General features: G+C 62.0%; 26 protein-coding genes. All 26 read left to right on the top strand.

Translation table 11 applies throughout. The annotated features are described in order from the left end of the window. Positions 1-213: 213 nt before the first annotated feature. The 26 genes from ACEWE8_RS16300 (at position 214) to flhB (ending at position 23,636) form a co-directional block, all read left to right on the top strand. Positions 214-1,056: a flagellin domain-containing protein gene (locus ACEWE8_RS16300; RefSeq protein WP_046785360.1), complete on the top strand. Its 843-nt coding sequence runs from the start codon at positions 214-216 to the stop codon at positions 1,054-1,056. A gap of 71 nt (positions 1,057-1,127) precedes the next feature. Further along, complete coding sequence (locus ACEWE8_RS16295) at positions 1,128-1,487, top strand: flagellar protein FlaG (protein ID WP_046785359.1); 360 nt, start codon at positions 1,128-1,130, stop codon at positions 1,485-1,487. A gap of 79 nt (positions 1,488-1,566) precedes the next feature. Further along, positions 1,567-2,967 (top strand): flagellar filament capping protein FliD, encoded by a 1,401-nt coding sequence (gene fliD, locus ACEWE8_RS16290; RefSeq protein WP_046785358.1) that lies wholly within the window; start codon positions 1,567-1,569, stop codon positions 2,965-2,967. 131 nt (positions 2,968-3,098) lie between these two features. Next, the gene (fliS, locus tag ACEWE8_RS16285; protein ID WP_046785357.1) at positions 3,099-3,494 is read left to right on the top strand and encodes a flagellar export chaperone FliS; all 396 of its coding nucleotides are present in this window, start codon (positions 3,099-3,101) and stop codon (positions 3,492-3,494) included. Between the two features lie 14 nt (positions 3,495-3,508). Then, the gene (locus ACEWE8_RS16280; protein WP_046785356.1) at positions 3,509-3,805 is read left to right on the top strand and encodes a hypothetical protein; all 297 of its coding nucleotides are present in this window, start codon (positions 3,509-3,511) and stop codon (positions 3,803-3,805) included. Positions 3,806-3,970: 165 nt separating this feature from the next. Then, positions 3,971-5,446 carry a transcriptional regulator FleQ gene (gene fleQ / locus ACEWE8_RS16275; RefSeq protein WP_039603506.1) on the top strand — a complete coding sequence of 492 codons (1,476 nt, stop codon included), beginning with the start codon at positions 3,971-3,973 and terminating at the stop codon, positions 5,444-5,446. A 201-nt stretch (positions 5,447-5,647) separates the two neighbouring features. Next, positions 5,648-6,865, top strand: a complete 1,218-nt coding sequence (locus ACEWE8_RS16270; RefSeq protein WP_046785355.1) for a PAS domain-containing sensor histidine kinase — start codon at positions 5,648-5,650, stop codon at positions 6,863-6,865. Then, positions 6,865-8,241 (top strand): sigma-54 dependent transcriptional regulator, encoded by a 1,377-nt coding sequence (locus ACEWE8_RS16265; RefSeq protein WP_046785427.1) that lies wholly within the window; start codon positions 6,865-6,867, stop codon positions 8,239-8,241. Before ACEWE8_RS16270 ends, ACEWE8_RS16265 begins: the two co-directional genes overlap by 1 nt. 140 nt (positions 8,242-8,381) lie before the next feature. Then, on the top strand, positions 8,382-8,714 hold the full coding sequence (fliE, locus tag ACEWE8_RS16260) for a flagellar hook-basal body complex protein FliE (RefSeq protein ID WP_012315525.1): 333 nt from the start codon (positions 8,382-8,384) through the stop codon (positions 8,712-8,714). A gap of 15 nt (positions 8,715-8,729) precedes the next feature. After that, positions 8,730-10,508: a flagellar basal-body MS-ring/collar protein FliF gene (gene fliF / locus ACEWE8_RS16255; RefSeq protein WP_046785354.1), complete on the top strand. Its 1,779-nt coding sequence runs from the start codon at positions 8,730-8,732 to the stop codon at positions 10,506-10,508. Next, positions 10,501-11,520 (top strand): flagellar motor switch protein FliG, encoded by a 1,020-nt coding sequence (gene fliG / locus ACEWE8_RS16250; protein ID WP_012315523.1) that lies wholly within the window; start codon positions 10,501-10,503, stop codon positions 11,518-11,520. Before fliF ends, fliG begins: the two co-directional genes overlap by 8 nt. Positions 11,521-11,638: 118 nt before the next feature. After that, entirely contained in the window at positions 11,639-12,403 is a 765-nt protein-coding gene (gene fliH, locus ACEWE8_RS16245; RefSeq protein WP_012315522.1) for a flagellar assembly protein FliH, read from the top strand. Then, entirely contained in the window at positions 12,393-13,751 is a 1,359-nt protein-coding gene (fliI, locus tag ACEWE8_RS16240) for a flagellar protein export ATPase FliI (RefSeq protein ID WP_046785353.1), read from the top strand. The genes fliH and fliI overlap by 11 nt, the downstream gene beginning before the upstream one ends. A gap of 6 nt (positions 13,752-13,757) precedes the next feature. Continuing rightward, complete coding sequence (gene fliJ / locus ACEWE8_RS16235) at positions 13,758-14,210, top strand: flagellar export protein FliJ (RefSeq protein ID WP_046785352.1); 453 nt, start codon at positions 13,758-13,760, stop codon at positions 14,208-14,210. A 91-nt stretch (positions 14,211-14,301) separates the two neighbouring features. Next, positions 14,302-14,607, top strand: coding sequence for an STAS domain-containing protein (locus ACEWE8_RS16230; RefSeq protein ID WP_012315519.1), 306 nt, complete (start codon positions 14,302-14,304; stop codon positions 14,605-14,607). Positions 14,608-14,612: 5 nt separating this feature from the next. Continuing rightward, entirely contained in the window at positions 14,613-16,307 is a 1,695-nt protein-coding gene (locus tag ACEWE8_RS16225) for a fused response regulator/phosphatase (protein ID WP_046785351.1), read from the top strand. Between the two features lie 57 nt (positions 16,308-16,364). Next, positions 16,365-16,703 carry an Hpt domain-containing protein gene (locus tag ACEWE8_RS16220; RefSeq protein WP_080952083.1) on the top strand — a complete coding sequence of 113 codons (339 nt, stop codon included), beginning with the start codon at positions 16,365-16,367 and terminating at the stop codon, positions 16,701-16,703. 72 nt (positions 16,704-16,775) lie between these two features. Continuing rightward, a complete protein-coding gene (locus ACEWE8_RS16215) occupies positions 16,776-18,083 on the top strand; it encodes a flagellar hook-length control protein FliK (protein ID WP_046785349.1) in 1,308 nt (435 codons plus the stop codon). Between the two features lie 122 nt (positions 18,084-18,205). Then, a complete protein-coding gene (fliL, locus tag ACEWE8_RS16210; RefSeq protein ID WP_039601488.1) occupies positions 18,206-18,703 on the top strand; it encodes a flagellar basal body-associated protein FliL in 498 nt (165 codons plus the stop codon). Positions 18,704-18,712: 9 nt separating this feature from the next. Next, positions 18,713-19,681: a flagellar motor switch protein FliM gene (gene fliM / locus ACEWE8_RS16205; RefSeq protein ID WP_012315514.1), complete on the top strand. Its 969-nt coding sequence runs from the start codon at positions 18,713-18,715 to the stop codon at positions 19,679-19,681. 47 nt (positions 19,682-19,728) lie between these two features. Beyond that, positions 19,729-20,193 (top strand): flagellar motor switch protein FliN, encoded by a 465-nt coding sequence (gene fliN, locus ACEWE8_RS16200; protein WP_012315513.1) that lies wholly within the window; start codon positions 19,729-19,731, stop codon positions 20,191-20,193. Further along, the gene (fliO, locus tag ACEWE8_RS16195) at positions 20,194-20,649 is read left to right on the top strand and encodes a flagellar biosynthetic protein FliO (protein ID WP_046785348.1); all 456 of its coding nucleotides are present in this window, start codon (positions 20,194-20,196) and stop codon (positions 20,647-20,649) included. Beyond that, positions 20,649-21,416, top strand: a complete 768-nt coding sequence (gene fliP / locus ACEWE8_RS16190; protein WP_012315511.1) for a flagellar type III secretion system pore protein FliP — start codon at positions 20,649-20,651, stop codon at positions 21,414-21,416. The genes fliO and fliP overlap by 1 nt, the downstream gene beginning before the upstream one ends. Before the next feature lie 21 nt (positions 21,417-21,437). Then, entirely contained in the window at positions 21,438-21,707 is a 270-nt protein-coding gene (gene fliQ, locus ACEWE8_RS16185; RefSeq protein WP_012315510.1) for a flagellar biosynthesis protein FliQ, read from the top strand. A gap of 7 nt (positions 21,708-21,714) precedes the next feature. After that, positions 21,715-22,491 (top strand): flagellar biosynthetic protein FliR, encoded by a 777-nt coding sequence (gene fliR / locus ACEWE8_RS16180; protein ID WP_012315509.1) that lies wholly within the window; start codon positions 21,715-21,717, stop codon positions 22,489-22,491. Positions 22,492-22,493: 2 nt separating this feature from the next. Then, the gene (gene flhB / locus ACEWE8_RS16175; protein WP_046785347.1) at positions 22,494-23,636 is read left to right on the top strand and encodes a flagellar biosynthesis protein FlhB; all 1,143 of its coding nucleotides are present in this window, start codon (positions 22,494-22,496) and stop codon (positions 23,634-23,636) included. Positions 23,637-23,756 lie beyond the last annotated feature (120 nt).

Here is a 23,756-nt window from a genome sequence, read left to right as displayed (position 1 = left end):
GAATGCAATAGTAGAAGGGGCCTACGTTTATGATCTTGATTAGGGTGTCAAGTCACTGATTTTATTGGGCTGGCAGCTGGCCAGTAAATTTTTTTAAAAAAACCCTCAAGCAACACGGCCTGACGACGATAACCATTACGAAGGTTCTCTGTGCCACACCCGGCGAATTGCCAGGGCCGGAAGCCGTAGTACCCAATATACGAGGAATTCGTCATGGCTTTGACTGTTAACACCAACACCACCTCCCTGGGCGTTCAGAAGAACCTGAACCGTGCTACCGATGCCCTGAGCACTTCGATGACCCGTCTGTCCTCCGGCCTGAAAATCAACAGCGCCAAAGACGACGCCGCCGGCCTGCAGATCGCTACCCGCATGACCTCGCAGATCCGTGGCCAGACCATGGCGATCAAAAACGCTAACGACGGTATCTCCATCGCCCAGACCGCTGAAGGCGCGATGCAAGAACAGACCAACATTCTGCAGCGTATGCGTGAACTGGCAATCCAGGCCAACAACTCGTCGAACAGCGACAAGGACCGTGCTGCTCTGAACACCGAGTTCGCCTCGATGTCGGACGAGCTGACTCGTATCGCCAACAGCACTCAGCTGAACGGTAAGAATCTGCTCAACAGCGGCGTTACCATGAGCTTCCAGGTGGGTTCCAACACCGGTGCAGAAAACCAGATCACCATCAAGCTAGCTGACCTGACTGCATCCGCTCTGGGTGTCAACTCGGGTGCGATCGCCATTTCGGGTGCAGACAGCACCATCAGCGCCAACTTCAGCGCCGCTGTCAACGCTATCGACTCCGCTCTGCAGACCATCAACAGCACTCGTGCTGACCTCGGTGCCGCTCAGAACCGTCTGACCAGCACCATTAACAACCTGCAGAACATCAACGAAAACGCCGAAGCCGCTCGTGGCCGAGTGCAGGACACCGACTTCGCTGCTGAAACTGCCCAGCTGACCAAGCAGCAGACCCTGCAGCAAGCGTCCACCGCTGTTCTGGCTCAGGCCAACCAGCTGCCATCCGCCGTTCTGAAGCTGCTTCAGTAATCGTTGATGGTCGCTGACGGGGAAGCGCACTTTGAGGCGCTTCCCCGTCTATTCATTGCGAGGTGGTGGACATGGATATGAGCGTCAAGCTGAACCTGTCTTATCCGGCCGCACGTTCGGCCGAGCAGGTTGCCGAAAAGCCGGTTGCCCGGGCGACGGAAGCAGTAAAATCCGAGCGTGAGCATAAAGAACCGCAAGCGGTACAGGATGCCGCCAAGGTCAAGGGCGCCGTTTCGGAGATCGAAAAGTTCCTGAAGGCGTCACAGCGCAATCTGGAATTTTCCACGGATGAAGAATCCGGCAAGATAGTTGTCAAAGTCTTCGCCAGTGATAGCGGTGAGTTGATTCGCCAGTTACCCTCGGAAGAGGCTCTGCGGATCGCTCACAGCCTGAGTGATGTCAACAGTGTTCTGTTCGACGCCAAAGTGTGATGGGCGGCGAGCACCAATGAAGTGAAGCATGTCAGCGCTGCATGAGCGGGGCTGACGCGTTGAAGAGAGGGACAACAGCATGGCAAGCCCGATTACTTCCAGTACAGGTCTGGGTTCTGGTCTCAATATCACCGAGATCGTTACCGCCCTGGTCAATTCCGATACTGCGGCCAAACAGGCACAGATCACTCGGCAGACCAGCAACAATACTGCGTACATTTCCGGGGTTGGTGCGCTGCGCAGCGCGCTCACGGCGTTCACTACGGCCATGACCAAGCTGAACGACAAGACCGCGCCCTCTTTCAACGCCTTTGCAGCCACATCCGCGAGCGAAACTATCGTCAAGGCTACTGCCAGCAATACCGCTGTGGCCGGTACTTACAGTATCGAGGTCAAAAATCTGGCCACGAGCTCCAAAGTGGCGAGTTCGGCTTTTGCGGGTGGCGCGACTGCCGCCATTCCTGAGGGTGATCTGGTGATCAGCCAGGGCGGCAAGGACTACACCGTCAAGGTAGGGGCCGATGCCACGTTGCAGAGCGTTCGTGACCAGATCAACAAAGAACTGGGTGCCAACGGCATTTCTGCCAACATCATCACAGGTGCCGATGGTGCGCGCCTGGTGCTGGGCTCCACCACTACTGGCGCCGGGTCGGATATTTCCGTGAGTGGCATCGCTGAGCTCGAGATTGACGGTACCAAGTCGATGGCCGATAACGGTGCCGGATACATCACGGCTGCAGCCAAAGATGCAGTGGTCCTGATCGATGGCCTTGAGGTGAAAAGCGCCTCGAATACCGTTGAAGATGCAATCAGTGGTATCAAGCTGGAGCTGACAGGCGCCAGCGCGACCGGCGTCGCCACCAAGGTGACGGTTGCTGTCAACAACGATGGTCTGAAAACCTCGGTGCAAGGCTTTGTCGATGCCTATAATACCTTGCAGAAGGCGATTACTTCGCTGACCAGTACCAGCACCGATGAAGATGGCAATACTGTGTTGGGGTCGCTGACCAATGACCCGACCACGCGCTCGCTTCTGGCTGATATCCGGGGTGTGCTTTCGGAGGTCGGGGCGGGGGATCAGTTGACCACGTTGAGCCAGCTTGGCATCAATACCCAGAAAGATGGCACGCTGGAGTTCAACAGCACCAAGTTCACGGCTGCGATGAACGACAAGAAGCTGGGTGGCGAGGTGCAGAACCTCTTCACCGGTACCAATGGTATCTTTGAGCGTATGAACAAGGCCATTGACCCATATAATGGCACCGATGGCAGTCTTGCATCGCGTAAGGCCAGCCTCGACGAGGTTGCCAAGAACTTGGCTGAGCAGCAGGCTGCCCTGGATCGCCGCACCGAGTCGCTGACCACGTCACTGACCAAGAAATACGTGGCCCTGGATACCGCGCTCGGCAAGATGAAAGCCCAGGCCGACCAGATTACTTCGATATTCGAGGCAATCAACGCCCAGGCCAATAACTCCTGATCGGCCTTGCGTGACAAAAGCCCGGCAGCGTCTCCCGACGCGCCGGGCTTTTTGTTTTGGCCCTAAAGTTTTTTGACGTGCCGGCGATACACAGGTACAAGCAACCTTTTTCGCAGCAACGAGGTAGATCCATGAACCCGATGTTGGCCCTTCGGCAGTATCAGAAAGTCAACGGTGTGGCCCAGACGTCCGAAGCCAGCCCGCACCGCCTGGTACAAATGCTCATGCAGGGCGGTCTTGATCGCATGGCTCAGGCCAAGGGCGCCATTGCGCGCAATGATGTCGCCCAGAAGGGTATCCTCATCGGCAAGGCCATCGACATCATCGGTGGCCTGCGTGAAGGCCTGGACCTTGAAAACCACGCTGACAGCCTGACCGAACTGGACAACCTCTACACCTACATGAGCCGTCGGTTGATCGAGGCCAATGCCAAGAGCGACCCTACCATCATCGATGAAGTGGCGCGCTTGCTGATCACCGTCAAGGAAGGTTGGGACGCGATCGGCGATCCGTCGGCGGCTTCCTGAGCAAGGAGGATGACATGAGCGAAGTAATCACCCGTATCGAGCAAACCCGTGAGTTGCTGCTTTCTGCGCTGGCCAGTCGGGACTGGGGTGCGGTGGGGGAGCTGGACCTGGAGTGCCGTCTGCGCATCGGTGACTTGCTCGGCGACGCTCAGGGCAAGGAAGTCGAAGTACGTGACAGCCTGGAGCAGTTGCTGGGCGTTTACCGGCAATTAATCGAGGTTGCAAGTGGTGAACGTCAATCAGTAGTCGACGAGATGGTGCAAATCCGTCAGGCGAAAAACGCCGCTAAGGTATACCATCTGTTCACTTGACCACAGATGTCCTAAAAGCCATGCGCCATTAATTTGACTGCATGCTTTTTTTTGACTTTACTAGTGGCTGTTTTCGAATTTCAGACGTCCGAACACTGACCATTCAGTCTGAATGATGTCGAGCACGCCCTCGGGCGCCGATATGACTAGGGAAGTTGCTATTGCATGTGGCGTGAAACCAAGATTCTCCTGATCGATGACGACAGCGCCCGCCGCCGCGATCTGGCGGTGGTTCTGAACTTCCTCGGCGAAGAAAACCTGCCCTGCTCCAGCCAGGATTGGCAGCAGGTGGTGGGGGCATTGTCTTCCAGCCGTGAAGTGCTCTGCGTGCTCATCGGAACCGTGAATGCTCCAGGCAATGTGCTTGGGTTGCTTAAGACAGTGGCCGGGTGGGATGAGTTCCTTCCGGTATTGCTGATCGGCGAAATTTCTTCTGCGGATTTCCCCGAAGAGCTTCGCCGTCGCGTGCTGGCCAACCTTGAGATGCCGCCCAGCTACAGCCAGCTGCTCGACTCCCTGCACCGTGCCCAGGTCTATCGCGAGATGTACGACCAGGCCCGTGAGCGTGGCCGTCAGCGCGAGCCCAACCTGTTCCGCAGCCTGGTGGGCACCAGCCGCGCCATCCAGCATGTTCGGCAGATGATGCAGCAGGTCGCCGACACCGACGCCAGTGTGCTCATTCTTGGTGAGTCCGGTACTGGCAAGGAGGTGGTCGCGCGCAACCTGCATTACCACTCCAAGCGCCGCGAAGCGCCGTTCGTGCCGGTCAATTGCGGGGCGATCCCGGCCGAATTGCTGGAAAGCGAACTGTTCGGCCACGAGAAGGGTGCGTTCACGGGCGCCATCACCAGCCGTGCCGGGCGTTTCGAGCTGGCCAATGGCGGTACGCTGTTCCTTGACGAGATCGGCGACATGCCGCTGCCGATGCAGGTCAAGCTGCTGCGTGTGCTGCAGGAGCGTACTTTCGAGCGGGTGGGCAGCAACAAGACCCAGAGCATTGACGTGCGCATCATCGCCGCGACCCACAAGAACCTCGAGACCATGATCGAGGGTGGGACCTTCCGCGAAGACCTGTACTACCGCCTCAATGTATTTCCGATCGAGATGGCGCCGTTGCGTGAGCGTGTGGAAGACATTCCGCTGCTGATGAACGAGCTGATCTCGCGTATGGAGCATGAGAAGCGCGGCTCGATACGCTTCAACTCTGCTTCGATCATGTCGCTGTGCCGGCATGGCTGGCCGGGCAACGTGCGCGAGCTGGCCAACCTGGTCGAACGCATGGCGATCATGCACCCGTACGGGGTGATTGGTGTGTCGGAGCTGCCGAAGAAATTCCGCTACATCGACGATGAAGACGAGCAGTTGGTCGACAGCCTGCGCAGCGACCTCGAAGAGCGCGTGGCGATCAACGGCCACGCGCCGAGCTTTGCCAACCATGCCATGCTGCCGCCTGAGGGCCTGGACCTGAAGGATTACCTGGGCAGCCTGGAGCAGGGGCTGATCCAGCAGGCGCTGGACGACGCCAACGGTATCGTGGCGCGGGCGGCTGAACGTTTGCGTATTCGGCGTACCACCTTGGTGGAGAAGATGCGCAAGTACGGCATGAGCCGCCAGGGCGGTGAGGAGCAGGCTGAAGATTGACTTCGCCTGTACCGCCACAATCGCCGGCAAGCCGGCGCCCACAGGTCCCCCACAGCCTTTGAATGCTGTGGGGGACCTGTGGCCGTTTTGACGGCGATAGGGCCAGGCCTGAAAAGCACAAACCCCCATCCCCGGCACGGCTATTGCTACACCGCTGGCACCACACCGTTTTTATGACGGTCAGCCACGCGAGAGAGCACGATGCCCCAGGCCGCCCATGTTTCCCGAGTCCCTGATCCGCAGGGGCCTACCCCCGTCGAACAGGAGAGTCGACAGGGGCTTGAGCAGGCGTTCGCCCTGTTCGACCAGGTCTCCACCCAGCTCAACCAGTCCTACAGCATGCTCGAGGCCCGCGTCAGCGAACTCAAAGGCGAGTTGGCGGTGGTCGGCGCCCAGCGCATGGCCGAGCTGAACGAGAAAGAGCGCCTGGCCAATCGCTTGCAGAACCTGCTGGCCCTGCTGCCCGGCGGGGTGATCGTCATCGATGACCAGGGCCTGGTGCGCGAAGCCAATCCGGCGGCCTGTGAGCTGTTGGGTGAACCCTTGCTCGGCCAGTTGTGGCGCCAGGTGATCGCCCGCAGCTTCGCCCCGCGCAAGGATGACGGGCATGAGGTGTCACTGCGCGATGGCCGTCGCCTGTCCATTGCCACGCGTTCGCTGGATGCCGAGCCAGGCCAGTTGGTGCTGCTCAACGACCTGACCGAAACCCGTCGCCTGCAAGACCAGTTGGCACGCCATGAACGCCTGTCTTCGCTGGGGCGCATGGTCGCTTCGCTGGCCCATCAGATACGTACGCCGCTGTCGGCAGCCATGCTCTATGCCAGCCACCTGGCGCAAGACGAGCGTGAGCTTGCGCCAGAGACCCGCCGGCGTTTCGCCGGCAGCCTCAAGGAACGTCTGCACGAATTGGAGCACCAGGTGCGCGACATGCTGGTGTTCGCCCGCGGCGAGCTGCCACTGGGTGACCGGTTGAGCCCAAAGGGCCTGTTCCAGGCCTTGCAGCAGGCTGCCCAGCCTCATGTCCAGGGCCATGCCGTGCGTTGGCAGTGCGACAGCCACCTGGGTGAGTTGCTGTGCAATCGCGACACCCTGGTCGGTGCCATGCTCAACCTGATCGAGAATGCCCTGCAGGCAAGCGTTGGCGCTGCGCGGCTCAAAGTGCACCTGTATCGGCGCGCGCACACCCTGCACCTGTGCGTCAGCGATGCCGGCAGCGGCATCGATGCCGACCTGTTGGGTCGGCTGGGTGAGCCGTTCCTGACCACCAAAGCTACCGGCACCGGGCTCGGCTTGGCGGTGGTCATGGCCGTCGTGCGGGCGCACCACGGCAAGTTGCAGCTGCGCTCCAGGGTAGGGCGTGGCACCTGCGTCAGGGTGGAGTTGCCGTTGATCGGCGGGCAGCCTGCGGAGGTCGCATGATGCTCATCAAGGTGCTGCTGGTCGAGGATGACCGCGCGTTGCGCCAGGCGCTTGGCGATACCCTGGAGATCGGCGGTTTTGCCTATCGTGCTGTCGGCAGCGCGGAAGAAGCGCTGGAGGCGGTGCAGAGCGACGCGTACAGCCTGGTCATCAGTGATGTGAACATGCCGGGGATGGATGGGCATCAGTTGCTGGCGCACCTGCGCCGCCAGCACCCGCAATTGCCGGTGCTGCTGATGACCGCTCACGCTGCCGTGGAGCGCGCTGTCGAGGCGATGCGCCAGGGCGCTGTGGATTACCTGGTCAAACCCTTCGAGTCCAAGGCGCTGCTGAGCCTGGTCGAGCGCCATGCCGCCGGGCGCCTGAGCGCGGTCGAGGACGAAGGGCCGGTGGCCAGCGAGCCTGCCAGCCGCCAATTGCTGAAGCTTGCTGCGCGTGTGGCCCGCAGCGATTCGACCGTACTCATCTCGGGTGAGTCGGGCACCGGCAAGGAAGTGCTTGCGCGGTACATTCACCAACAGTCGCCGCGTGCAGCGCAGCCATTTGTCGCGATCAACTGCGCGGCCATCCCGGACAACATGCTCGAGGCGACCTTGTTCGGTCACGAGAAAGGAGCCTTCACCGGCGCCATTGCGGCGCAGGCCGGCAAATTCGAGCAGGCCGAGGGTGGCACCTTGCTGCTCGACGAGATTTCCGAAATGCCTCTGGGCCTGCAGGCCAAGCTGTTGCGTGTCTTGCAGGAACGTGAGGTCGAGCGGGTAGGGGGGCGCAAGCCGATTGCCCTGGACATCCGCGTGCTGGCAACCAGCAATCGCGACATGGCCGGTGAAGTGGCGGCCGGGCGGTTCCGCGAAGACCTGTTCTATCGCCTGTCGGTGTTCCCGTTGGCCTGGCAGCCGCTGCGTGAGCGTGCCGGTGACATCCTGCCGCTGGCCGAGCGCTTGCTGGCGCGGCATGTGGCGAAGATGAAGCATGCGCCGGTGCGCCTGTCTGCTGCGGCGCAGGCCTGCCTGCAGGCCCATGCCTGGCCAGGCAATGTGCGTGAGCTGGACAACGCTTTGCAGCGGGCGCTGATCCTGCAGCAGGGCGGGGTGATCGAGGCGGCGGATTTTTGTCTGGCCGGCGCCACTCCCTTGTCGGCGGTTGCACCAGCCGCGGCGTTGCCCGTGGCGGTCGAGCCGGCAGGTGAGGCCGGTGGCCTGGGCGATGACATGCGCCGCCATGAGTTCCAGATGATCATCGACACCTTGCGCGCCGAGCGCGGTCGCCGCAAGGAGGCTGCCGAGCGGCTTGGCATCAGCCCGCGTACCCTGCGCTACAAGCTGGCACAAATGCGCGATGCCGGGCTCGACGTGGAAGCCAGCCTGTACGGGTGAGCTACAAGCTACAAGCAAGCGCAAGAGCACCGCAGCCTGGCTTGAAGCTTGAAGCTTTCAAAGGCTGGCACTGTTGTTGCTTAGAGAGGCTATCCGCCGCATGAGTGTCAAAAAAATGCGGCCGCCGGAGAGAGAAGTTCATGAGCCAAGGTGTTGAATTCAATCGTCTGATGCTGGACATGCGTGCCATGCAGGCCGATGCCATGTCGCTGCCAAAAGCCACTGCTGCCCCCGAATTGGCAGAAGGCCAGAGCAGCTTCGCTGACATGCTCGGCCAGGCCATCGGCAAAGTGCACCAGACCCAGCAGGCGTCGACCCAGCTCGCCAATGCTTTCGAGATCGGCAAGAGTGGTGTCGACCTGACCGACGTGATGATCGCCTCGCAGAAAGCCAGCGTTTCCATGCAAGCGCTGACCCAGGTACGCAACAAGCTGGTCCAGGCGTACCAGGACATCATGCAGATGCCGGTTTGAGGACGGAAGTAAGTCATGGCTGAAGCAGTCGTCGATAACGCCCCTGCCAAAAGTGGCCCGCCAGCGTCCAAACCGCCGCTGTTCGGCATGGCGTTTCTGGAAAACATCTCGCAGATGCCCATGCTGCGTCAGGTCGGCCTGCTGGTCGGGTTGGCGGCGAGCGTGGCGATCGGCTTCGCCGTGGTGCTGTGGTCGCAACAGCCGGACTACCGCCCGCTGTATGGCAGCCTGGCGGGCATGGACACCAAGCAGGTCATGGATACCCTGGCCGCTGCAGACATCCCCTACAATGTCGAGCCCAATTCCGGTGCTCTGCTGGTCAAGGCCGACGACCTCTCCCGTGCGCGCCTGAAACTGGCAGCCGCAGGCGTTGCGCCAAGCGACGGCAATGTCGGCTTCGAACTGCTCGACAAAGAGCAGGGCCTGGGTACCAGCCAGTTCATGGAAGCTACCCGTTACCGTCGCAGCCTGGAAGGCGAGTTGGCCCGTACGGTCTCCAGCCTGAACAACGTCAAGGCGGCGCGCGTGCACCTGGCGATTCCGAAAAGCTCGGTGTTCGTGCGCGATGAGCGCAAGCCAAGCGCCTCGGTCCTGGTCGAACTGTACCCGGGCCGTTCGCTGGAAGCCGGCCAGGTGATGGCGATCGTCAACCTGGTCGCCACCAGCGTGCCCGAGCTGGACAAGTCGCAGGTCACCGTGGTCGACCAGAAGGGCAACCTGCTCTCCGACCAGTTGCAGGACACGGCGTTGACCATGGCTGGCAAGCAGTTCGACTACAGCCGCCGCATGGAAGGCATGCTCACCCAGCGTGTGCACAACATCCTGCAACCCGTCTTGGGCAACGACCGTTACAAGGCCGAGGTGTCTGCCGACCTTGACTTCAGCGCAGTGGAGTCCACTTCCGAGCAGTTCAACCCGGACCAGCCGGCGCTGCGCAGCGAGCAGTCGGTCAACGAGCAGCGCGCCAGCAGTTCGGGGCCGCAAGGTGTGCCGGGCGCGCTGAGCAACCAGCCGCCGGCAGGTGCCGCGGCGCCTGAAAACGCCACCACCGCAGCCCCTGCTGCCGGTGCCATCCAGCCTGGCCAGCCGCTGGTGGATGCCAACGGCCAGCAGATCATGGACCCGGCCACCGGCCAGCCAATGCTCGCGCCATACCCGGCCGACAAGCGTCTGCAGACCACCAAGAACTTCGAACTGGACCGCTCGATCAGCCACACCCGCCAGCAGCAGGGTCGCCTGACCCGTCTGTCGGTGGCGGTAGTGGTCGATGACCAGGTCAAGGTCGACGCCGCCGGCGAGACCACCCGTGCGCCGTGGGGCGCCGAAGACCTGGCGCGCTTCACTCGCCTGGTACAGGACGCCGTTGGCTTCGATGCCAGCCGTGGCGACAGCGTGACGGTGATCAACGTGCCGTTCGCCGCCGACCGTGGCGAAGAGATCGCCGACATCGCGTTTTACCAGCAGCCTTGGTTCTGGGACATCGTCAAGCAGGTGTTGGGCGTGGTGTTCATCCTGGTACTGGTGTTCGGCGTGCTGCGCCCGGTACTCAACAACATCACTGGCGGCGGCAAGCAGGCTGCTGCAACGGACAGCGACATGGAGCTGGGCGGCATGATCGGTCTGGATGGCGAACTGGCCAACGACCGCGTCAGCCTGGGTGGCCCGACAAGCATTCTGTTGCCAAGCCCGAGCGAGGGTTACGAGGCACAGCTCAACGCAATCAAAGGCCTGGTGGCCGAAGACCCGGGCCGTGTCGCCCAGGTCGTGAAAGAGTGGATCAACGCCGATGAGTGATAACCGAGCCGTTACCGCCAAGCTGAGCCGCACCGACAAGGCGGCAATCCTTTTGCTCTCGCTGGGTGAGACCGATGCCGCCCAGGTACTGCGGCACATGGGTCCCAAAGAAGTGCAGCGGGTCGGTGTGGCCATGGCTCAGATGGGCAACGTGCACCGCGAGCAGGTCCAGCAGGTGATGAGCGAGTTCGTCGAGATCGTCGGCGACCAGACCAGCCTGGGCGTAGGTTCCGACGGTTATATCCGCAAGATGCTCAACCAGGCCCTGGGCGAGGACAAGGCCAACGGCCTGATCGACCGCATCCTGCTGGGCGGCAACACCAGCGGCCTGGACAGCCTCAAGTGGATGGAACCACGGGCGGTGGCGGATGTGATCCGCTTCGAGCACCCGCAGATCCAGGCCATCGTGGTCGCCTACCTCGACCCCGATCAGGCTGGCGAAGTGCTGAGCAACTTCGACCACAAGGTGCGCCTGGACATCATCCTGCGCGTGTCGTCGCTCAACACCGTTCAGCCTGCCGCGCTCAAGGAACTGAACCAGATTCTCGAGAAGCAGTTCTCGGGGAACTCCAATGCCGCACGCACCACCCTGGGTGGCATCAAGCGCGCCGCCGACATCATGAACTTCCTCGACAGCTCTGTGGAAGGTGCGCTGATGGACTCGATCCGCGAGGTCGACAACGACCTGTCGGAGCAGATCGAAGACCTGATGTTCGTCTTCAACAACCTGGCCGATGTCGACGACCGTGGCATCCAGGCGCTGCTGCGCGAAGTGTCCTCCGATGTGCTGGTGGTGTCGCTCAAAGGTGCCGACGAGCGGGTCAAGGACAAGATTTTCAAGAACATGTCCAAGCGTGCTTCGGAACTGCTGCGCGACGACCTCGAGGCCAAGGGCCCGGTGCGCGTCAGCGACGTGGAAACGGCGCAGAAGGAAATCCTCACCATTGCCCGACGCATGGCCGAGGCCGGCGAGATCGTGCTCGGCGGCAAGGGCGCCGAGGAAATGATTTAAGCGGCAAGCCACAAGCTGCAAGCTACAAGGGAAAGCCAGACGCTGCACAGCCTGCTTCTTCTTGCAGCTTGCAGCTAACAGCTTGCAGCTCATCCCGCTTTCAACACCAGGCATGCCAATGTCCAGCAAAGAAACTCACCCCAGCGACCTGATTCGTGCACGTGACCTGGAAGGCGTCGATGTGTGGGCACTGCCCAGCTTCGACCCTGAGCCGGAACCGGAGCCGGAACCGGAACCCGAAATCATCGAGGAAGAGGTCGAGGAAGTGCCGCTGGAGGAAGTCCAGCCCCTGACCCTTGAAGAGCTCGAAGCGATCCGGCAGGAGGCCTACAACGAAGGTTTCGCCACCGGCGAGCGTGAGGGTTTTCACAGCACCCAGTTGAAGGTGCGACAGGAGGCCGAGGAGGCGCTCAATGCCCGGCTGGCTGACCTGGAACAACTGATGGCACACCTGCTCGAGCCTATCGCCGAACAGGACACACAGATCGAGAAGACCCTCGTTCACCTGGTGGCGCACATGGCGCGCCAGGTGATCGGTCGCGAACTGCGCAGCGACTCCAGTCAGATCACCCAAGTACTGCGTGAAGCGTTGAAGCTGCTGCCCATGGGTGCGGACAATATCCGCATTCACCTCAATCCTCAGGATTTCGAGCTGGCCAAGGCCCTGCGCGAACGCCATGAGGAGAGCTGGAAGCTGCTTGAGGATGACGCTCTGCTGCCAGGGGGGTGCCGTATCGAGACTGCGCACAGCCGCATTGACGCGACCATGGAAACCCGTATCGAAAAGGCCGTGGCCCAGCTGTTCGACCAGTTGCACGACCAGTCCCTGCACCCGGCGGCGCCGGATGTATCGATCGAGTTGGGCGCCAACGATGCGCCTTGACCGCACCAGCTTCGGCAAACGCCTGGGTGGCTACGCCGAGACGATCAAGCTGCCCGTGCAGCCGGTGGTCGAAGGCCGCCTGCTGCGCATGGTCGGCCTTACCCTGGAGGCCGAGGGGCTGCGCGCCGCAGTGGGCGCACGCTGCCTGGTGATCAATGACGACTCGTACCACCCGGTGCAGGTCGAAGCCGAAGTCATGGGCTTTGCTGGCAGCAAGATCTTCCTCATGCCGGTCGGCAGCATCGCCGGTATCGCGCCCGGGGCGCGGGTGGTGCCACTGGACGACAGCGGCCGTTTGCCCATGGGCATGAGTATGCTCGGCCGGGTGCTCGATGGCGCCGGTCGCGCCCTGGACGGCAAGGGCGGGATGAAGGCCGAGGATTGGGTGCCGATGGACGGCCCGATCATCAACCCGCTCAACCGCGACCCTATCAGCCAGCCACTGGACGTGGGCATTCGCAGCATCAACGGCCTGCTCACCGTCGGCCGGGGCCAGCGCCTGGGCCTGTTCGCCGGTACCGGTGTCGGTAAGTCGGTGTTGCTCGGCATGATGACTCGCTTCACCGAAGCCGAAATCATCGTGGTTGGCCTGATTGGCGAGCGGGGCCGCGAGGTGAAGGAGTTCATCGAGCATATTCTGGGTGAAGAGGGGCTCAAGCGATCGGTGGTGGTCGCATCCCCGGCCGACGACGCGCCGTTGATGCGTTTGCGCGCGGCCATGTATTGCACGCGCATTGCCGAGTACTTCCGCGACAAAGGCAAGAACGTCCTGTTGCTGATGGATTCGCTGACCCGTTTTGCCCAGGCCCAGCGTGAAATTGCCTTGGCAATCGGCGAGCCGCCCGCTACCCGTGGTTATCCGCCATCAGTGTTCGCCAAGCTCCCCAAGCTGGTGGAGCGCGCCGGTAACGGTGAGCCGGGTGGTGGCTCGATCACGGCCTTCTATACCGTATTGTCCGAAGGTGACGACCAGCAGGATCCGATTGCCGACTCGGCGCGGGGCGTGCTCGATGGCCACTTCGTCTTGTCCCGGCGGCTGGCCGAGGAAGGCCATTACCCCGCTATCGACATCGAAGCCTCGATCAGCCGGGTAATGCCCCAGGTGGTCGATGCCAATCACCTGCGCCAGGCGCAAAAATTCAAGCAGCTGTGGTCACGCCTGTCGCAAAGCCGCGACCTGATCAGTGTTGGTGCCTATGTGGCAGGCGGCGATCCGGAAACCGACCTGGCCATTGCGCTGCAGCCAAAACTGGTGGACTTCCTGCGCCAAGGGCTGGATGAAAATGTCGGTATGGACCAGAGCCGACAGCAGTTGGGGGCGATCTTCACGCCTCCGGCGAACGGTTGATAGGCCATGAGTACGCCTAGCCGTGCCGCGCGCCTGGCGCCAGTGGTGCAGATGGCCGAGGAGGCCGAACGCAAGGCAGCCCAGCGGCTGGGGCACTTTCGGCAGTTGGTGGCTCAGGCCCAGGCCAAGCTGGCCGAACTCGAGTCGTTTCGTGAGGGTTACCAGGCGCAATGGATCGACCGCGGTGGCCAAGGCGTCAATGGCAGCTGGCTGGTCAACTACCAGCGCTTTCTGGGGCAGCTTGAAACGGCCATGACCCAGCAGCGCCAGAGCCTCACATGGCACCAGAGCAACCTGAAGAACGCCAGGGGCACCTGGCAGCAAGCCTATGCCCGGGTAGAGGGCCTGCGCAAACTGGTGCAGCGTTACCTGGAAGAGGCGCGGCGGGCCGAGGACAAACGCGAGCAGCGCTTGCTGGATGAATTATCACAGCGGTTGCCAAGGCAAGGCCACATCTAGCTTGCAGCTTGCAGCTTGCAGCTTGCAGCTCTGCCCCCCGCCTGCTAAACCTTGAACTGTTGCATTCGCCATCATCGAAGGAATCGCTAGCATGGCAGTCGAGACTGATTTTTCGCAGGACGAGAAAAAGCTGACGATCAAGATCAAAGGCCGCTTCGATTTCGGTAAGCATCAGGAGTTTCGCGATGCCTACGAGCGCCAGCCCAAGCGCCCGGACTCGGTGGTGGTCGACCTCAAAGACACCACTTACCTGGACAGCTCCGCCCTCGGCATGTTGCTGCTGCTGCGCGATCACGCCGGTGGCGATGAATCGGACGTGCGCGTGGTGCATGCCAGTTCAGATGTGCGCAAGATCCTTGCCATCTCCAATTTCGACAAACTGTTCGCTATCAGTTGAGCGTCATGACGCCGGCCGAACAGCCGTTGACTGTGCTGGTGGCCGAAGACGGGGCCACGGATAGGCTGTTGCTGGCCCAAATCGTCCGGCGCCAGGGGCATCACGTGTATACCGCCGAAAACGGCCAGCAGGCCGTTGAGCTGTTTGCCGAAAAGCGCCCGCAGCTGGTTCTGCTCGATGCCCTGATGCCGGTCATGGACGGTTTCGAAGCTGCGCGGCAGATCAAGGCATTGGCCGGCGAGGCCCTGGTGCCGATCATCTTTCTTACCTCGCTCAACGAGGAAGATGCCTTGGTGCGCTGCCTGGAGGCCGGTGGTGACGACTTCATGGCCAAGCCCTACAGTGCGGTGATCCTTGGCGCCAAGATCCGCGCCATGGACCGCCTGCGCAGGTTGCAGGCCACGGTGCTGGAGCAGCGTGACCAGATCACCCGGCATCACCATCACCTGCTCAACGAGCAGCGGGTGGCCAAGGCAGTGTTCGACAAGGTTGCCCATTCTGGCTGCATCACGGCGCCGAACATTCGGTACCTGCAGTCGCCTTACGCGTTATTCAACGGCGACTTGCTGCTGGCCGCGTTCACTCCATCCGGCGTCATGCATGTGCTGCTGGGTGACTTTACCGGGCATGGGCTACCCGCCGCAGTCGGTGCCATGCCCCTGGCAGAAGTGTTTTATGGCATGACTGCCAAGGGCTACGGCCTGGCGCAGATGCTGCGCGAGATGAACGCCAAGCTCAAGCGCATCCTGCCGGTAGACATGTTCTGTTGCGCGCAGCTCCTCAGCCTGAGCGTGCAGCGCGGCTCGGTGGAGGTCTGGAACGGTGGCATGCCGGATGGTTACCGGCTGTCGGCCGGCGGTGAGGTGCTTTCCATGCTGGGTTCGCGCCACCTTCCGCTGGGTATCCTGGCACCGGAGCGCTTCGATGACAGTACCGAGGTGTGGCCGCTGGCGCCGGGGGAGCGGCTGCTACTGCTGTCCGATGGCGTTGTGGATACAGCCGACGAAGCGCAGACGTTGTTCGGTGTCGAGCGCTTGCGCGCGGTGCTGGCGGCCAATCGTGACCCGGCGCGGCTTTTCGACGAGGTGATGGAGGCGCTGGAGCGCTTCGGCGGGCGCCCCAGGGATGACATCAGCCTGTGCGATATCCGCATGTTCACTGCGCAGGAGCGGGTGCCGGCCCCAACCATCTATTCTGATAGTGGGCGCTCCAGCCCGCTGGACTGGTCGCTGAGATTCGAGTTGCGCGGTGAGAGCCTCAAACGTTTCAACCCGGTGCCGTACCTTGTGCAGTTGCTGCAGGAAATCCACGGTTTGCGGCCCCGCACCGGCGCCCTGCACAGCGTGCTAAGCGAGCTGTATTCCAATGCGCTGGAGCACGGTGTGCTGGGCCTGGATTCGCGGCTCAAGCGCGATGTGCATGGGTTTGCCGACTATTATCAGGAACGCACCCGCAGGCTCGGTGTGTTGACCGAGGGCAGCGTGCGCATCGATCTGAAGGTGGAACCGATGGCTGCAGGCGGTCGTCTGATGATCGAAGTTCGTGACAGTGGTGCTGGGTTCGATGTGCAGCGGGTGCTGGCGCGTCCTTCCCGTGAGCATGGATTGAGTGGTCGAGGGTTGCACCTGGTACGGCGCCTTGGTAGTAGTGCCGGGTGGCGGGACGGTGGCCGTTGCGCATGGGTGCAGTTCGATTGGTGAGCTGTTTGGCGCTTGAGGCATAATTCTGCTTGATCAAGGAGTGAGCAAGTGACTGACATGCATATTGATCACAGGGTGCTCAGTGAGCTGCAGGAGGTCATGGAAGATGGCTACCTGCAACTGCTGGAAACCTTTCTGGAAGACTCCGGGCGGCGTCTTGAGGAACTTCATGGCGCCAGGAACGCCGATGAGTTGGGCGTGGCTGCGCACAGTTTCAAGGGCAGCAGCAGCAACATGGGTGCGGTCGGGCTGGCGCAGCTTTGCCATCAGTTGGAGGAGCGGGTCAAGCAGCGCTCGCTGCATGGCGTAGAAGAGCTGATCAACCGCATCGACCAGGAGTATCTTGAGGTGCAGCGTTTCTATCAGGGCGAGCGCAAGCGGGTTTCCGCAGGCTGATCGGCCAGTTGGCTCGACTTTTGCTTGTATGTGCCTGAACGATACCTTTGTTTCTGGCGCGGAGACCCTTCAATGCCTGTCGCACCTAATCCTTTGTTGCAAACCAGTACGCTGAGCAAGCCGTCGCGTGCGGGTGCCTCGCAGGTGGACAAGCCGCTGCAGGCCTCGGGCGGGCAGGGCAGCGGCTTCGATCAGGTCATGGCCAAGCAGGGCAATGACAAAGCGCCGGTACGCGATGACAAGGTTGCCCAGGCCAAGCCCAAAGACAAACCCGAGGTCGCCCACGGCGGCAAGAAAGAGGCGGCCGACAAGCCGGCGGTTGCCGATGACGGCAATAAGTTGCCAGCTGACGATCAGGCGCAAGCCGGTGCCGATAGTGCGCCTGGCAGTGAATCGACCTCGCTGGACGCCAGCCTGGTGGCGGGCCAGGTGACCGATGCGCAGCCGGGGGCGCAGTTGCTGCAAGCCCAGGCTGAAGCCGTGGCGCCGGTGCTTCAGGCAGCGGTCCAGTTACCGCAAGCCCCGACAACTGAAGAGCTGCCCGAGGACCCGGCAGCGCAGGCCTTCGACCCTGATGCCGACCCATTGGCCAACTTGCCGACCCTGCGCCTGGCGCTGGAGCAAACTGCCCAGGCCAAGGGCACGACCTCGGCCCACGCCGCCGATCCTTCCCAGGCCGGCGCCGAGGATGGTCAGCCAGCCGTCAATCCCTTGGCGACCTTGATGGACAAGGTCGAGGCTGAGGCAGGGCAATCGGAGAGCGGGGACAAGGCGTTTGGTGCGTTGCTCGAAGATGGCCTCAAAGACACCAAGAGCGCCTCCACTGACACCCGAATCGACGATTTCGCCAACCGCTTGGCGAGCCTGACCCAGGCTGCCACGGCCAAGACGGCCAATGCCGTACCGGTGACCGGCAATCCGCTGCACCAGCCGTTGCCGATGAACCAGAACGCCTGGGCCGAAGGTTTGGTCAACCGCGTCATGTACCTGTCCAGCCAGAACCTGAAGTCGGCGGACATCCAGTTGGAGCCGGCCGAGCTTGGCCGCCTGGATATCCGCGTCAACGTGGCGGCCGACCAGGCCACCCAGGTGACCTTCATCAGCGGCCACGCGGGCGTGCGTGATGCGCTGGACAGCCAGGTGCATCGCCTGCGTGAACTGTTTGCCCAGCAGGGGCTGGCGCAGCCGGACGTCAACGTGGCTGACCAGTCGCGCGGGCAGCAACAGCAAGCCCAGCAGGACGGTTCACAGCTGTCCGGCGTTGCCGCACGGCGGGCGCAGAATGGCGGTGGTACCGAGCAGGGTGAGCTTGCCGATGCCTCACGGCCGGTGGAGCAGCAGGTGGTCGTTGGCGACAGTGCGGTCGATTTCTACGCGTGAGTTGCTGATGGCCCTTTCGCAGGCGATAGGGCCGGTACAGGCAAAAATTCCCAATCTGGCATAACACTTGCTCAAGCCACGTCATCCTCATTTGAAACCCCGATGGACGACGGATTATTGGCATGGCGAAGAGCGACGCAGTGAAAGACCCCGCCACTAAAGGCAAACTCAAGCTGATCCTGCTGTTGGTGCTGGCCCTTCTGCTGGCGGTCGGCCTGTCGGTAGGCGCGACCTGGTTCTTCATGCACAAGAGCGAGTCGGCGCCCGCGGCCGACCCGGCAGCGGCCAACGTCAAGCCGGCGGCGATCTACGAGCCCCTGGCGCCGGCCTTCGTGGTCAACTTCAACCAGAACGGCCGCCAGCGCTACATGCAGGTGAGCATCACCCTGCAGGGCCGCAACCAGGCCGACCTTGATGCCCTCAAGGTGCATATGCCGGTGATCCGCAACAACCTGGTGATGATGTTCTCCGGGCAGGGCTTCGACACCTTGGCCGCCAGCTCCGTGGGCCAGGAAATGCTGCGCCAGAAAGCCACCGCAGTGGTTCAGGAAGTGGCGCAAAAGGAAGTCGGCAAGCCGGTGATAGACCAGCTGCTGTTCACCAATTTCGTATTGCAGTAGGAGTCCGCAATGGCCGTACAGGACCTGCTGTCCCAGGATGAGATCGACGCCCTGTTGCATGGCGTCGATGATGGGCTGGTACAGACCGAGAGCGCTGCCGAGCCTGGCAGCATCAAAAGCTACGACCTGACCAGCCAGGATCGGATCGTGCGGGGGCGCATGCCGACCCTCGAAATGATCAACGAACGTTTCGCCCGCTACACCCGTATCAGCATGTTCAACCTCCTGCGCCGCTCCGCCGACGTGGCGGTTGGGGGTGTGCAGGTGATGAAGTTCGGTGAGTACGTGCATTCGCTGTACGTGCCGACAAGCCTCAACCTGGTCAAGATCAAGCCGCTGCGCGGCACTTCGCTGTTCATTCTGGACGCCAAGCTGGTGTTCAAGCTGGTGGACAACTTCTTCGGTGGTGACGGTCGTCACGCAAAGATCGAAGGCCGCGAGTTCACCCCCACTGAGCTGCGGGTTGTGCGCATGGTGCTGGACCAGTGCTTCATCGACCTCAAGGAAGCCTGGCAGGCGATCATGCCGGTCAACTTCGAGTACATGAACTCCGAAGTCAACCCGGCCATGGCCAACATCGTCGGGCCGAGCGAAGCAGTGGTGGTGTCGACCTTCCATATCGAACTGGACGGTGGCGGCGGCGACCTGCACGTGACCATGCCCTACTCGATGATCGAGCCGGTGCGCGAAATGCTCGATGCCGGTTTCCAGTCCGACCTGGACGACCAGGACGAGCGCTGGGTGAAGGCCCTGCGCGAAGACGTGCTGGACGTTTCCGTACCGCTCAGTGCCACGGTTGCCCGCCGCCAACTCAAATTGCGCGATGTGCTGCACATGCAACCGGGTGACGTGATCCCGGTGGAGCTGCCGGAGCACCTTGTGCTGCGTGCCAATGGCGTACCGTCGTTCAAGGCGCGCCTGGGTTCGCACAAGGGCAACCTGGCGCTGCAGATCATCGACCCGATCGAACGCCGCTGACGGCGTGCCGGTCGCTCACTACGAATTGAATGCCTGTCGAGGACATCATGGCTAACGAAAACGAGATCACCTCCCCGGAAGACCAGGCCCTGGCCGATGAATGGGCGGCGGCGCTGGAAGAAACCGGTGATGCCGGCCAGGCTGACATCGACGCGCTGCTCGGTGGCGACGGCGGTAGCGCCGGTGCCGGCCGGTTGCCGATGGAAGAGTTCGCAAGCTCGCCACGGCCGAAAGAAAACGTCAGCCTGGAAGGCCCGAACCTGGACGTGATCCTGGACATTCCGGTGAACATCTCCATGGAAGTGGGCAGCACCGAAATCAACATCCGCAACCTGCTGCAGCTCAACCAGGGCTCGGTGATCGAGCTCGACCGCCTGGCCGGCGAGCCGCTGGATGTACTGGTCAATGGCACCCTGATCGCCCACGGCGAAGTGGTTGTGGTCAACGAGAAGTTCGGCATCCGCCTGACTGACGTGATCAGCCCCAGCGAACGTATCAAGAAGCTGCGCTGAGTGAAGGGCACGATACGGGCTGTCACGGCCCTTGCCGCGCTGCTCGCCAGCGAAGTGGTGATCGCCGCTGCCGCGCCGGCCGTGGTGGCCACGCCGCCAGCTGCGGCGCCCGGCAGCCTGGGTGGGCAGCTGGCGCAAATGGTGCTGGGCTTGCTGCTGGTGGTGGGCCTGATCTTCTTCCTGGCCTGGTTGCTGCGCCGTATGCAGGGCGCGGCACCCAAGGGTGGCCAGGTGATCGAAGTGATCGGCAGCCGCGCCATCGGCCCGCGTGACCGGCTGTTGCTGGTGCAGGTCGGCAAGGAGCAGATCCTCATCGGCCATACCCCAGGCAGCATCGAGGCCTTGCATGTGCTGGCCGAGCCCGTGGAAGTGCCTGCCAGCGCCCGCCAGGCGACGCCGGAGTTTGCCCAGCGCCTCATGGAGCTGATGGGCAAGGATCATAAGGACAAGAAGTGATGAGCGGCGCGCTACGTACCCTGTCGGGCCTGTTGTTGATGCTGGCGCTGCTGCTGGCCGCGCCGTTGGCCTTGGCCGCCGACCCGCTGTCGATCCCGGCCATTACCTTGTCCAACGGCCCGGACGGGCAGCAGGAATACTCGGTCAGCCTGCAGATCCTGTTGATCATGACGGCGCTGAGTTTCATACCTGCGTTCGTCATCCTGATGACCAGCTTCACCCGAATCATCATCGTCTTCTCGATCCTGCGCCAGGCCTTGGGCTTGCAGCAGACACCGTCGAACCAGGTGCTGACCGGCATGGCGCTGTTCCTGACGATGTTCATCATGGCCCCGGTGTTCGACCGGGTGAACCAGGATGCACTGCAGCCGTACCTTAAGGAGCAGATGACCGCCCAGCAGGCGATCGACAAGGCCCAGGGGCCGCTCAAGGACTTCATGCTGGCGCAGACCCGGCAGAGCGACCTGGACCTGTTCATGCGCCTGTCCAAGCGCACCGATATCGCCGGGCCTGATCAGGTACCGCTGACCATCCTGGTGCCAGCGTTCGTCACCTCGGAGCTCAAGACGGCGTTCCAGATCGGTTTCATGATCTTCATCCCGTTCCTGATCATCGACATGGTGGTCGCCAGCGTGCTGATGGCCATGGGTATGATGATGCTGTCGCCGTTGATCATCTCGCTGCCGTTCAAGATCATGCTGTTCGTTCTGGTCGATGGCTGGGCGCTGATCATGGGCACCCTGGCCGGCAGTTTCGGCGGCGTCTGACGCCGTCAAGGAGAGCCTTGCATGACCCCTGAAGTTGCCGTCGACCTGTTCCGCGACGCCCTGTGGCTGACCACGCTGATGGTGGCCATCCTGGTGGTGCCGAGCCTGCTGGTCGGCCTGGTGGTGGCGATGTTCCAGGCCGCCACGCAGATCAACGAACAGACCCTGAGCTTCCTGCCGCGCCTGCTGGTGATGCTGGTGACACTGATCGTCGCCGGGCCGTGGCTTACGCAGAAGTTCATGGAATACATCACGGGCCTGTACACCAGCATCCCGCAGCTGATCGGTTGAGGCTGCCATGCTGGAGCTGACCGACGCACAGATCGGCACCTGGGTCGCCACCTTCATCCTGCCGCTGTTCCGGGTGACCGCGGTGCTGATGACCATGCCTATCTTCGGTACCCGCATGCTGCCGGCGCGCATTCGCCTGTACGCGGCAGTGGCCATTACCGTGGTGATCGTGCCAGCGTTACCGCCGTTGCCTGAATTCGACCCGCTGAGCTTGCGCGGCCTGTTGTTGTGCGGTGAGCAGATCATCGTCGGGGCGTTGTTCGGTTTTTCGTTGCAGTTGCTGTTCCAGGCGTTCGTCATCGCCGGGCAGATCATCGCGATACAGATGGGTATGGCCTTCGCATCGATGGTCGACCCGGCCAACGGCGTAAACGTGGCGGTGGTCAGCCAGTTCATGACCATGCTGGTGAGCGTGCTGTTCCTGGTGATGAACGGCCATCTGGTCGTGTTCGAGGTGCTGACCGAAAGCTTTACCACCTTGCCGGTGGGCAATGCGCTGGTGGTCAACCACTTCTGGGAGATGGCCGGGCGCCTTAGCTGGGTATTTGGTGCCGGTCTGCTACTGATCCTGCCGGCAATCGCTGCGCTACTGGTGGTGAACATCGCCTTTGGCGTGATGACCCGCGCCGCACCGCAGTTGAACATCTTCTCTATCGGTTTCCCGCTGACACTGGTGCTGGGTATGGGCATCTTTTGGGTGGGCCTGGCCGATGTTCTTTCCCACTACCAGGCATTGGCCAGCGAAGCGCTGCAATGGCTGCGTGAACTGGCGAGGGCGCGCTGAGCATGGCTGAGAGCGAGAGTGGTCAGGACAAGACAGAAGACCCCACCGACAAACGCAAGCGCGACGCGCGCGAAAAAGGTGAGATCGCCCGGTCCAAGGAGCTGAACACGGTGGCGGTGACCCTGGCGGGTGCCGGCGGTTTGCTGGCGTTCGGTGGGCACCTGGCCGAGACGCTGCTGGAAATGATGCGCCTCAACTTCAGCCTGACCCGTGAAGTGATCGTCGACGAGGGTGCCATGGGCGCCTTCTTGCTGGCCTCGGGCAAGATGGCGATCTGGGCAGTGCAGCCGGTGCTGATCTTGCTGTTCGTGGTGGCATTCATTGCGCCCATCGCGTTGGGCGGCTTTCTGTTCTCCGGCAGCCTGCTGCAGCCAAAATTCAGCCGCATGAACCCGCTGGCGGGGATCAAGCGCATGTTCTCTATGAATGCCCTGACCGAGCTGCTCAAGGCCGTTGCCAAGTTCGTCGTCATCCTGGTGGTGGCGTTGGTGGTGCTGGCCAACGACCGCCAGGCGTTGCTGGCGATCGCCAACGAGCCGCTGGACCAGGCGATCATCCATAGCGTCCAGGTGGTGGGGTGGAGTGCATTGTGGATGTCGGCGGGGCTGTTGCTGATTGCCGCAGCAGACGTGCCGTTCCAGCTTTGGCAGACGCACAAGAAGCTGAAGATGACCAAGCAGGAGGTCAAGGACGAGTACAAGGACAGCGAAGGCAAGCCTGAGGTCAAGCAACGGATTCGCCAGTTGCAGCGCGAGGTGTCGCAGCGGCGCATGATGGCTGCCGTACCCGATGCGGATGTGATCATCACCAACCCGACCCACTATGCCGTGGCGCTGCAGTATGACCCCGAGAAGGGTGGGGTGGCACCGCTGCTGCTGGCCAAGGGTACGGATTTCATTGCCTTGAAAATTCGCGAGATCGGGGTCGAGCACAAGGTGCAGATTCTAGAGTCGCCTGCGCTGGCGCGTGCGATCTACTACTCCACCGAAGTCGAGCAGGAGATTCCCGCAGGGTTGTACCTCGCGGTGGCGCAGGTGCTGGCGTATGTGTTCCAGATCCGTCAGTACCGGTCCGGCAAGGGCAAGCGGCCGGAGCCGTTGAAGGAAGATCTGCCGATACCGCCGGATTTGCGGCGTGATGGTTGAGGTATACAGGTAATTGGCCTCTTTTTTGTAGGAGCGGCCTTGCGTCGCGAAGGGGCTGCGATGAGTCCCCTGGTTGTCAGCGGCGCTGCATGAATTGCCGGGGCTGCGATGCAGCCCTTT

Origin of the sequence: Pseudomonas sp. TR47 (assembly GCF_044143025.1) — a bacterium.
Lineage (GTDB): Bacteria > Pseudomonadota > Gammaproteobacteria > Pseudomonadales > Pseudomonadaceae > Aquipseudomonas > Aquipseudomonas putida_E.
The sequence above is the reverse complement of the archived record's forward strand: the minus strand, read 5'-3'. Positions and strand labels throughout refer to the sequence as shown.